The sequence below is a fragment of the Rhodoferax sp. UBA5149 genome, from assembly GCF_002413825.1.
In the GTDB taxonomy this organism is placed as follows: Bacteria; Pseudomonadota; Gammaproteobacteria; order Burkholderiales; family Burkholderiaceae_C; genus Rhodoferax.
In genome coordinates this window covers 6,682-16,916 of the sequence record NZ_DHXT01000189.1, presented here as the reverse complement: position 1 = coordinate 16,916, position 10,235 = coordinate 6,682, and the positions used below count along the sequence as shown (strand labels likewise).

Sequence of the window (10,235 nt, the reverse complement as noted above, 5' to 3'; positions counted from 1 at the left end):
AGATTGCAACACTACACTAGCGCTGTTTAAATGTCGGGGACGCGATCTCCAACACATGTCCCATCAGTAGTGTCCCAACGTTTACACATCATGGCGTCGTAAGTTAATGATTTACTTGTTGAATTTGGCATTTCAGTCTGTGTCGATTTGAACGTCGAAAGTCAGACTGTCGGTTTTTTGCGGATTTCCGTCCAAAACCGCCATGCACCAAGGCAAGCTCGTATTTGCGCAACTCATGCTCTGCCTGCCACTGAGCGTGTTTCTCCGCTGTTTGGCCGACAAGCAGGTAATCAAAATCGTGGCACGGCGGTTCTCATATATACCGAGTGAGATTGTCTTGAAGAAAGGACAACCCGCCGTTCTCGAATTCACTTCGATTGATTTTTTGCATGGATTCAAGATCCCCGACCTGAACATTCGCGTCGATCTGCCTCCCGGCAAAGTCAGCGTACCAACGCCTCGGCACCCGTCAGGCGACCAGCACCGATCACCTGTGGTTGGTAGTAAAGGACGAACTGCTGCTGCCTTACCGCCTCGCGCAGGTCGGACTCCAGTGCAGCGCGATCAGCCATCAGGGCCTGCATTTTCGGATCGAAGAAGCGCAGGGTATTGCGCCCGGCCGTCTTGGACTGGTACATGGCCAGATCGGCCTGCTTCAACAGTTCGTCGATGGAGGTCTGGTGGCCGCTAAACAGGGTGACGCCGATGCTGGGGGTGCTGCGGTTTTCGTGACCGGCGAGCAGGTAGGGTTGACTGAGGGTGACGAGAATCTTCTCGCCCGAGGTTTCAGCCTGTGTCGCCGCTTCCTCGGGAAGTTCGCTCAGACCTTCGAGCATCACCACAAACTCATCGCCGCCCAGTCGCGCCACCGTGTCACCCTCGCGTACGCAAGTGACCATGCTTTGCGCCACCTGCTGCAGCAACAGGTCACCTTTGTCGTGCCCGAGCGTGTCGTTCAGCGTCTTGAAGTTGTCCAGGTCAATGAAGAGCAACGCGCCACAGTGACCGCTTCGCGCGCTGTAAGGCAGCGCTTTTTGCAGCCGATCCATCAGCAGTCGCCGGTTCGGCAACTGGGTCAGCGGATCGTAAAAGGCCAGATGCGTGATCTGGTCTTCCGCAACCTTGCGCGCAGTAATGTCGGTGTGTGCGCCAACGTAGTGGGTGACGGTTCCATCGTCCGATTTCACCGCAGAGATGGCCAGCCAGCTGGGATAGATTTCGCCATTCTTGCGCCGATTCCAGATTTCACCCTGCCAGCCACCCGTGTCTTTGATACTTTGCCACATCTGGGCATAGAAGGTTGTATCGTGGCGGCGAGAACTCAGCAGACGCGGAGTCTGGCCCACGACTTCCTCGGCCGGGTAGCCCGTGATGTCGGTGAAGGCACGGTTGACCTGCACAATCACATTATTGGCATCGGTAATCAGCGTGCCTTCCTGCGACTCGAATGCTGTGGCGGCGATGCGCAGTTGCGCAACGTTGTGCTGCTGCGCTTCGAGCATCACGTTGAACTCCTGTGCCACCACGGCGATATCGCTTGGACCTCCCACCTCGGCCCTGACGCCGAGGTCGCCAGCGCGGACGGCGCGCGCGGCTATTTCCAGTTTCGCCACCGGTAAGGTGATCCGCCGTGCAATGGCAATCGCCAATAGAAACAGCAGGGCAAGGGAGACCAGCGCGATGGCCGTGGCGATTGTGGCGCGCTGATTGGCTGCGGCGTAAACCGCCGACGCCGGAACGCCCACGAAGGCGATCCATCCAGTCTGCGGCATCGGTACCACAGAAAAGTAACGTCGAACACCGTCCTCCGACAGACTCTCGAACTCTCCATCCCGCACCTCGACAGTGCGCCGCGCTGCATCCGAGACGGGCCGCACGCCGATCACACCGTTCGGGTCACGATTGCGCCAGATCAGGGTTCTGTCTTCGCTGATGAAACCGAATTGGCTCTCGGCGGGCAAGAACTGGGCAGGAATATGAGGATCGAAAGCCGCCAGATCGAGAGGAAGTTGAACTCCTCCGATCATTTCGTGACGCTCATTCCAGATGGGTGCACCGAGGACGGACACCCACTTGCCAGTGATCGGGCCCAAAAAAGGATCCCCGACGATGAAGCGCTTCTCCTTCAGTAACTTCTGAAACCACGGCGTTGCGCCAACATTGACCGGTTTCCCATCAGGTTGCGGCACCGCCGAGCAGACTGCCACCCCTTCCAGGTTCGTATAAGTGGCGTTGGTGTAGTCGGGGTTCAGGCTAATCAAATCCTTCAGCAACGCATCGCAGTTTTTGGGATCAAGCTGCTGGACGAGAGGGCGGACAGCCAGGCGCTCGAGCGTCTGGCTGGCATAGGCAATCTTGCCCCCCGTGTTACGACAGCTCTCGCTGCACACGCGACGGTCAAGCAGAAAAATTGACAATACCCAGCCCCAGCAAGCCAACTCATGATCTCGGTTATGGGATACGGATTCCAAGGGCAAGGTCAGTCTGCTAGGTATAAACTTATCGATTCATTTTGGAGACCCCATGACTTTTGAACAACTGCGCTACGAAGTTGACGGCCGCATTCTCACGATCACCCTCAACCGGCCGGACCGGATGAATGCATTTACCGGTCAGATGTGCGAGGAGCTCATCGCGGCGTTTGACCAGGCCGATGCCGATGACAACGTCAAGGTGGTGATCGTCACCGGTGCGGGTCGGGCGTTTTGTGCCGGCGCTGATCTGGAGCTTGGCGGCGAGACCTGGGGCAAACACTCAGAATACCTGGCCGAACAGGCGGCGGCCGAACGCTACGTCGGTGATGGTGGCGGGCAGGTGACGCGCCGCATCTACGATTTCAATAAACCGGTGATTGCCGCCATCAATGGTGCAGCGGTCGGGGTTGGCATCACGATGACGCTGGCGATGGATATTCGCATTGCCGTGCCGAACGCCAAGCTCGGTTTCGTGTTTGCCGCGCGCGGCATCATTCCAGAAGCCTGTTCGTCGTGGTTCTTGCCGCGCATTGTCGGCATCAGCAAGGCGCTGGAATGGTGTTACTCGGCGCGTGTGTTCAAGTCTGAAGAAGGTTTGCAAGCAGGATTGCTGCGCAGCCTGCACGAGCCGGATGCGCTGCTACCGGCGGCGCGCGCATTGGCGCAGGAGTTCATCGACAACTCATCCTCCGTGTCGATTGCGATGACCCGGCACATGATGTGGCGCATGCTCAGCGCCCCGCACCCGATGGATGCACACGAGGTCGATACAGCCGCGATTGCCGCCTTGGGAAAATCCGATGATGCGCGTGAAGGCATCAGTGCGTTCCTGGAAAAGCGCAAGGCGAACTTTAAAGATCGCGTGACCCAGCATATGCCCAAGTTTTTCCCGTGGTGGAAGGATCGAGTTTTCAAGAAATTGTGAGGCCATAAGACGCTCAAGAGAAGGCAATCGTTGGCGGCTCACGAAAATCGAAACGTCGCATTTGCTCGGGCAATGACCTCTGCGTCCGCGAGAACGAAAGCTTGGGTGACTCCCTGGCTTCTGCCCGCCCGAATAAAGGAGGTATCCACTTCCAACAGCTGACCAAGTTTTGCCATCTTCAGGTAGTCGATCGACAGCGACGTCGTTACAGCACCTTTTTCGCACTCTCGCCCCTCTGCAGCAAGAAACTTCCCCAAACTGAGCCCCATCGCGTTGTCGACGAGGGCCGCAATCACGCCTCCATGCAGGAGGCCGCGCGAGTTCGTGTGCGCAGCGCGAACCTCGATGCACAACCGTACTCGGTCACTCTCATGTCGCACGTAGATCGGCGCCCACGGAGCCGTAACGGGAGACGTCCGGTCGTGGAGCACAAAACCTTCTGGAATAGGCATGTCGATCCTCTCGTTATCTAGAACTCGGCCATTCCGCCGTCGCACGGGATAGCGGCACCCGTGGTGTAGTTGGAGGCTCGCGAACTCAAGAACATCGCCACACCTGCAATATCTTCTGCCTCTCCCAGTCGGCGTAGCGGGTTTGAGCGCCTGACGAAGTCTCCATATTCTTGGAGTGTGGCCGCCATCATCTGCGTTGCAAAGGGCCCTGGCGTAATCGCATTGACCAAGATGTTCTCAGGAGCGAGTCGCTTGGCCAGGTGGCGCGTGAGCATGATGCAGCCAGCCTTTGAGGTCGAGTAGGCAAAAGAGTCGAGTGGAGGGGGCACAACGCCGTTTGCAGACGCAATGTTGATCACACGGGCCGGATTGCTGGCAGTAGCGGCTGCGCGAAGTTGCGGTAGCAGTTTTTGCGTCAGGAAGAATACCGCCTTGACATTGATGTCGAGAACTTTATCCCATCCCTTTTCTTGGTAGTCTTCGATGGGACTCGCCCAAACGGCACCCGCGTTGTTTATCAACACGTCAAGCTTGGGTTCACGTTCGGCGAATGCTGCCGCAAGCCCCTCGATGCCGTCCATTCCCCCGAGATTGAACGGCAGCGAAACACAGGTTCCATACTCGGATAGCTCTGCAGCCCGCGCGTCACACATCTCGGCGTTGCGCGACGAAATGTAGACCTTGGCACCGTTTTCCACAAAGCTGCGCGCCATCATGGCGCCGAGGCCACGGCTACCGCCCGTCACTATTACAACTTTCCCTTCCACGCTGAAAAGCTTGCGCATAAAGAATCTCCTTGAAAAATAAGCCCCCAAGGGCGAAATCGGGGATGAACTGCCCATGGTCCCAAGACGCTCAGGCAGTTCACCCAGTTTGATTCGATCAGGCCGACGCTGGCTTCGGTGGCCTTAAGGCTGTCTTCATGTCCGCCAGCGTATTGATCCGACCGGCGACTCCTGCGCGGCTTTTGTCGTTGAGGACTCCCTCAGAGGTTGTCACCTCAATCATGGGCATAAATGCATCCTTGTCGTTAATTTACAAAGCTATGTTTCGACGCACGGCCTATAATTAGTTGCGTTGTGAAACCAAATAATCGTAACACGAATTGGTTTCGTTGTGCAACCAAAATGCGAAATTAAGCGCAGCGCTTGGCCGCTTGAGGCGCCAGCCCAACCATCACCATCCAATCCATAGAAAGCGGACAATCTGCTTGCTACCAAACCGGACAGTTCTATTGACTGCCGAGACCGAAATCTGGAGTTAACGCCTTGTCGAGAAAACGCTTTTCTGAAATGAACTGTCCCGTTGCCCAAACTTTGGAGCAAATTGGCGATTGGTGGACACTGCTGATCATTCGGGATGCCCTTAACGGCGTTAAGACCTTCACCGAGTTTCAGGAGCGCACCGGTATCGCAAAGAACATCCTGACCGAGCGTCTTGGCACGCTGGTCGAAAACGGAATCATGGTGCGCGAGAAAACCAGGCCGGAGGTCAACCGCTACCACTACAGGTTGACCGCAAAAGGTGAAGCTCTTCTGCCAATACTGATCGCGATCATCCAATGGGGTGACCAATGGGTATACGGTGGCGAAGGCCCGCTCCGGATTGTGGATGCGAAGAGCAAAGAAACCATTCGGCCGCTCACCATACAGGCGGCGGATGGTCGACCGCTATCGCGCGCTGAACTGCGCTTCCACCCGGGTAGCGCCGCAACCACGACAGCGTGAACATTGTCAGTGATCACCGGTCGTTGATACTTCTTGCTCCTCAGCCCGGCAGCAGCAAGGCGTGCGCGATGGCCGTCGTTTCCCTGCGTCGTTCACTGGGCCTGGCGTGCTTATGAAAGCGGAATGGCCCGGAAAAGACTGGCTCGTTCGACCAGATGAATTATCTGGGCTACCGCATGGGTGGTCAGGCGATGAGGGGTGAAGCCTGGCCTTGGAGAGATATCGGCTGCCAGCTCGCTGGCAAGGTTGAGTTGCCGATCAGATGCTTCTGCGAGCAGCGTGATCACCAGGTTCTCCAGCGCAATCACACGAACTTGCAACTGCACCAACTCGGCATTGGCAAGCGGTGGCGCGCTTTGGGACTGTTGTGATGGGCCTGAAAAGACCGGCTTGCTATGTGGCATGAGGAGCTTTCGCATGGCGATCCGTCGGGAAGAAGCTCATGTATTTTCTTTGTTCGACCGCGTAACCGCACCGATTTGTTGATTTATCTGCCTCTCCACGCTACGCGCGCCGCGTCGCGCCGTCTGTGCGACAACGCACGATGTCACCGATGTGTGGCGGCCAGTTTGAGAAGGCGGGCAAGGAATTGGAACGAAAATAGGTAAATAAGTGAATTATTTAAAAAATAAGCCTAAATAACTCTCTAAATCTGCCGTTAAGAAAGATACGTACACGGAGAAATGCCTCAAACCTGGTTTTCGGCTTCACACAAAATGCAACTGCCACCCCTCGATCGAACCCCCAGTCTGCGCCCCTCCGGCGCGGATGTGGCTTCGGTTGCGGCCAACCGAGCCATCCCCGTGCCGCCGGTCAGTTCGTCCGCCGTGTCGAAGGAGTCCACGCCCGGCGTTGTCAATCTGGTGAACCAGGCCAACAAACCCAGTACTGGGGAGGCGGTCTACACCAGCGTGTCCGATCCGGCCCAGCGCGGCTCCGAGGCGGCCACGGCCCTCAAAGACTGGACCATTCACAGGCCAGCGCCGGAGAAAGTTGAAGACCCACCGCCGGTGCCGCTCTCCAAAGTGTTGTTGGAGCAAATCAAGTCAATATGGGCCGCCGGTGCCGGCGCCATTCAGGTGCAGCACGCTCAGAATCTGATGGATATGTCGCAGCCCAAGCCCAATCCCAATGCCATGCCGGGTGTGCTGGCAACCGAAGTGCTGACTTACTCGCCCAGCAAAATCAACAAGACCCAAAACATTTAGTCTTGTTCGGCTCGGGCCACGATGGGCTTCGCCTACCATTGGGGGCATGCACACCACAGCACTTGTTCTTTTTTCGGGGGGGCAAGACTCCACCACCTGCCTAGCGCAGGCACTCAGCAAATACCAGCGGGTCGAAACCATCGCCTTTGATTACCGCCAGCGCCATCGCGTCGAGCTCGATGCGCGGCTCAAGGTGCTGCTTGAAATTCGCCGCCAGTTTCCCCAATGGGCGGCCAAACTGGGCGACGACCACCTGCTGGATCTGGCCGTGCTGGGGGAGGTGAGTGAGACCTCACTGACGCGTGACACGGCGTTCAAGATGGAGCAAAGCGGCCTGCCCAATACCTTTGTCCCCGGGCGCAATCTGCTCTTTTTGACGCTGGCCGCCGCCGTGGCCTACCGGCGCGATTTGCAGGTGATGGTCACCGGCGTCTGTGAAACCGACTTCTCGGGCTACCCCGATTGCCGCGACGACACCATGAAGGCCATGCAACTGGCGCTCTCGCTGGGCATGGACAAGCGGTTTTTGATTGAAACCCCGCTGATGTGGATCGACAAGGCCGCGACCTGGGCACTGGCCCACGAGCTGGGTGAAAAATCTGGATCGCCGGGCGGCGGCAACGCCTTGGTCAAGCTGATTATTGAGCATACCCACACTTGTTATTTGGGTGACCGCGTACACCGCCATGCCTGGGGTTATGGTTGCGGTGCCTGCCCGGCCTGCGAGCTGCGGGCGCGCGGTTATGAGCGTTTTTCGACCAGTTTGTAAAGCGCGGGCGCCCCATCGGGCAGTTTTTCCAATTCCCAGCGCTGGCTATGAAAGGCCGCCACGGTCGGCCGATGTGCTATTGAAATAATAGCGCCTTGCGCAGTATTCACGAGGGCTAGAAGCCTTTTATATACCGTACTCTCAGCCGTTTCATCGAGCGCACTGGTGGCCTCATCGGCAAACACCCATGTTGGTTTTTTCAGCAGCACGCGGGCAATGGCCAGACGCTGCTGCTCGCCACCCGAGAGCTTCTGGCTCCAGGCGTCGGCCAGGTCCAACTGCTCGGTCAGTTGCGGCAACAGCGCGTCCGTCAGCGCCTGGCGCAGCTGTGCATCGGTGTAGCTGGATGCGGTTTCGGGGTAGGCCAGCGCATCACGCAGTGGTCCGTTCGGAAAATATGGCCGCTGCGGGATGAACATGGCGTCCGCCGGGCGCTCCAAGGTGCCGCTGGCAAAGGGCCAAATGCCGGCCAAAGCCCGAAACAGCGTTGACTTGCCACTGCCCGAGGGCCCTTGCAGCAGCACGCTGTCACCGGGCTTGGCGTGCAGCGCGGCCCCGGCCAGCAAGACCACGCCATCCGGCAAAGCGAGCGTCAGATCGCGCGCTTCAAGTGCTACAGAATTTGTAGCTGGTTGCGCAATTCCGTCGGGGGCTAGCGCCGTAAAAGAGGCTTCAAAACTGGTCAGGCGATCGGTCGTGGCGCGCCAGCTGGCCAGGCTGCTGTAACTGTCCACAAACCAGCTCAGCGCGCCTTGCACCTGGCCAAAAGCCGACGATATCTGCATCAGTTCACCGAGCTGGATGGCGCCGCTGAAAAAACGCGGGGCCGCCACGACGAAGGGGAACACCACGGCGGCCTGGCCGAAAAAGCTGGTGAACCAGATCAGGTTTTTCTGCGCTTTGATGAGCGCGAGGTAATTGCCCAGCAAGCGCGAAAAACGCAGATCCAGCTGCACCCGCTCCACGGTTTCGCCCTTGTCGAGCGCAATCGATTCGCTGTATTCCCGCACCCGCACCATGTGGTGGCGAAAGTCCGCCTCGTAACGTTGTTGCTCAAAATTCAGCTTGATCTGCGGTCGCCCGATGTAGTGGGTCAGGATGCTGCCAGCCAAGCAGTACAGCAGGGCCATCCAGACCATGAAACCGGGAATGTTGTAGGCACTGCCCAGGAATGAAAAGGCGAAACCGCCCGAGAGCCCCCACAGAATGCCGACAAAGCTGGCCAGCGTCACCACCGCATTGAGCAGCCCCATGGTCAGGGAAATTGTGTAGCCCGTGAACTGGTTGATGTCTTCCTGAATCCGCTGGTCCGGGTTGTCGGGGTTGCCCTTGTCCGTATTGGGCTTGGCCGTAAAGCGCGCGAGCTCCAGCTTGTAAAACGCATGGTTGGCGAGCCAGCGCTGCAGGTAGTGGCCGGTCATCCAGGCGCGCCAGCGCAGCTCCAGCAACTGCGTCAGGTAGAACTTGTAAACCGCGATGATGATGAAGGCAAACGCCAGATAGGTGAAGCGCCCGAGCTGCGCCCAGAACACCGTTGCATTTTTTTCCTGCAACGCGTCGTAAAAAAGCTTGTTCCAGTCGTTGAACAGCACGGCCATGTAGACCAGGCCCAGATTCAGCGCGACGATGGCCAGCAGCAGGCCGCGCGCTTTCCACTTTTGTTCGGACTGGAAGTAGGGTTTCGTCAAGGCCCAGGCCTGGGTGGCAAAGGTTTTGAAGGCTTGGAGTTTGGGGGTGAGACTCATGGGTATCCAAATTTAAGGCGCTGGGTTGGGGTTGGACACCCCGCTCGCCACGTGGCCCGAGGGCACATGCCTGGACGCCGAATCGACGTGCCCGGTCTGGTCGTCGAAGAAGAAATCAGGCTCGAACTCGCGCAGAAACTCGCCTTTGGGCAGGCCGCCGAGGAACATGGCCTCATCGACCTCGATGTTCCAGTTCATCAGCGTGCGAATGGCGCGTTCGTGTGCCGGGGCGCTGCGCGCCGTCACCAGCGCGGTGCGAATGCGCATGCTGGGCGTGCCGGCTTTTTGCAGGCGCTGCAGGGCGGTCAGCAGGGGCTTGAAGGGGCCGGCCAGCAGCGGTTGCTGTGCCTTGTCAGACTCGTGTTTTTGAAACGCACTCAGGCCCTCGGCCTGGTACACGCGCTCGGCCTCGTCGCTGAACAGCACGGCATCACCGTCAAACGCGATGCGCACTTCATGGGGGTACGCATCACCGGCATGGGCCGATTGCGGATAGACCTGGGCGGCGGGCACGCCGGCGTCGAGGGCGGCGCGCACGTCGCTCAAATGGGTGCTCAAGAACAGGTTGGCATGCAGTGGCTTGAGGTAGCGCCACGGCGACTGCCCGCGCGTGAAGCTGCCGCGCTGGATCGGCAAACCGTAATGCTGGGCGGAACGGAACACCCGCATGCCCGACACCGGATCATTGCGCGAGAGGATCACCACTTCCACCGGCTGACTATTCACACTTGCGGTATTTGAATTGGCTGCAATTTGGTTAAAAGCCAGCAACTTCTTCACCAGCGAAAACGCGACCCCCGGTTTGGCCGGGATGTCCAGCCGCTCCAGTTGCAGCGCCATGTAGGCACGGTCGTCGCCTTGCTCGAAAACTTCGTTTTCCTGCTCAAAGTCAAACAGGGCGCGGCTTGAGATCGCCACCACCAACTTGCCTTCCA

10 protein-coding genes are annotated in these 10,235 nt (G+C 58.3%); 4 read left to right on the top strand and 6 right to left on the bottom strand.

Going from position 1 to position 10,235, the window contains the following annotated elements; all coding sequences use genetic code 11:
• Positions 1-443: 443 nt before the first annotated feature.
• Positions 444-2,417, bottom strand: coding sequence for a bifunctional diguanylate cyclase/phosphodiesterase (locus B3V69_RS20680; RefSeq protein ID WP_349679229.1), 1,974 nt, complete (start codon positions 2,415-2,417; stop codon positions 444-446).
• A 106-nt stretch (positions 2,418-2,523) separates the two neighbouring features.
• On the opposite strand from B3V69_RS20680, the gene B3V69_RS17065 reads away from it, so the two are divergent.
• On the top strand, positions 2,524-3,399 hold the full coding sequence (locus B3V69_RS17065; protein WP_296448198.1) for a crotonase/enoyl-CoA hydratase family protein: 876 nt from the start codon (positions 2,524-2,526) through the stop codon (positions 3,397-3,399).
• A 38-nt stretch (positions 3,400-3,437) separates the two neighbouring features.
• On the opposite strand, the gene B3V69_RS17060 is transcribed toward B3V69_RS17065, so the two are convergent.
• Both B3V69_RS17060 and B3V69_RS17055 read right to left on the bottom strand, forming a co-directional pair.
• The gene (locus tag B3V69_RS17060) at positions 3,438-3,851 is read right to left on the bottom strand and encodes a PaaI family thioesterase (RefSeq protein ID WP_296448197.1); all 414 of its coding nucleotides are present in this window, start codon (positions 3,849-3,851) and stop codon (positions 3,438-3,440) included.
• 17 nt (positions 3,852-3,868) lie between these two features.
• Entirely contained in the window at positions 3,869-4,636 is a 768-nt protein-coding gene (locus B3V69_RS17055; RefSeq protein ID WP_296448196.1) for an SDR family oxidoreductase, read from the bottom strand.
• A gap of 483 nt (positions 4,637-5,119) precedes the next feature.
• On the opposite strand from B3V69_RS17055, the gene B3V69_RS17050 reads away from it, so the two are divergent.
• Positions 5,120-5,578, top strand: coding sequence for a winged helix-turn-helix transcriptional regulator (locus B3V69_RS17050; protein WP_296448195.1), 459 nt, complete (start codon positions 5,120-5,122; stop codon positions 5,576-5,578).
• A 110-nt stretch (positions 5,579-5,688) separates the two neighbouring features.
• Here B3V69_RS17050 and B3V69_RS17045 read toward each other — a convergent pair whose 3' ends face one another.
• Positions 5,689-5,997: a hypothetical protein gene (locus B3V69_RS17045; protein WP_296448194.1), complete on the bottom strand. Its 309-nt coding sequence runs from the start codon at positions 5,995-5,997 to the stop codon at positions 5,689-5,691.
• Between the two features lie 297 nt (positions 5,998-6,294).
• On the opposite strand from B3V69_RS17045, the gene B3V69_RS17040 reads away from it, so the two are divergent.
• Together B3V69_RS17040 and queC are read left to right on the top strand one after the other, a co-directional pair.
• Entirely contained in the window at positions 6,295-6,786 is a 492-nt protein-coding gene (locus B3V69_RS17040; RefSeq protein WP_296448193.1) for a hypothetical protein, read from the top strand.
• Between the two features lie 46 nt (positions 6,787-6,832).
• On the top strand, positions 6,833-7,555 hold the full coding sequence (queC, locus tag B3V69_RS17035; protein ID WP_296448192.1) for a 7-cyano-7-deazaguanine synthase QueC: 723 nt from the start codon (positions 6,833-6,835) through the stop codon (positions 7,553-7,555).
• Here the strand turns inward: queC and B3V69_RS17030 are convergent.
• A complete protein-coding gene (locus B3V69_RS17030) occupies positions 7,528-9,300 on the bottom strand; it encodes an ABC transporter ATP-binding protein/permease (protein ID WP_296448191.1) in 1,773 nt (590 codons plus the stop codon). The genes queC and B3V69_RS17030 overlap by 28 nt on opposite strands.
• Before the next feature lie 12 nt (positions 9,301-9,312).
• On the bottom strand, positions 9,313-10,235 hold a 923-nt coding region (locus B3V69_RS17025), incomplete at its 5' end, for a 5'-nucleotidase (RefSeq protein ID WP_296448190.1).

Coding starts and splice junctions, on each gene's coding strand:
- B3V69_RS17030 (WP_296448191.1), bottom strand. CDS start 9,300: ATGAGTCTCACCCCCAAACTCCAAGCCTTCAAAACCTTTGCCACCCAG.
- B3V69_RS17055 (WP_296448196.1), bottom strand. CDS start 4,636: ATGCGCAAGCTTTTCAGCGTGGAAGGGAAAGTTGTAATAGTGACGGGC.
- B3V69_RS17040 (WP_296448193.1), top strand. CDS start 6,295: ATGCAACTGCCACCCCTCGATCGAACCCCCAGTCTGCGCCCCTCCGGC.
- B3V69_RS17060 (WP_296448197.1), bottom strand. CDS start 3,851: ATGCCTATTCCAGAAGGTTTTGTGCTCCACGACCGGACGTCTCCCGTT.
- B3V69_RS17045 (WP_296448194.1), bottom strand. CDS start 5,997: ATGCGAAAGCTCCTCATGCCACATAGCAAGCCGGTCTTTTCAGGCCCA.
- queC (WP_296448192.1), top strand. CDS start 6,833: ATGCACACCACAGCACTTGTTCTTTTTTCGGGGGGGCAAGACTCCACC.
- B3V69_RS17065 (WP_296448198.1), top strand. CDS start 2,524: ATGACTTTTGAACAACTGCGCTACGAAGTTGACGGCCGCATTCTCACG.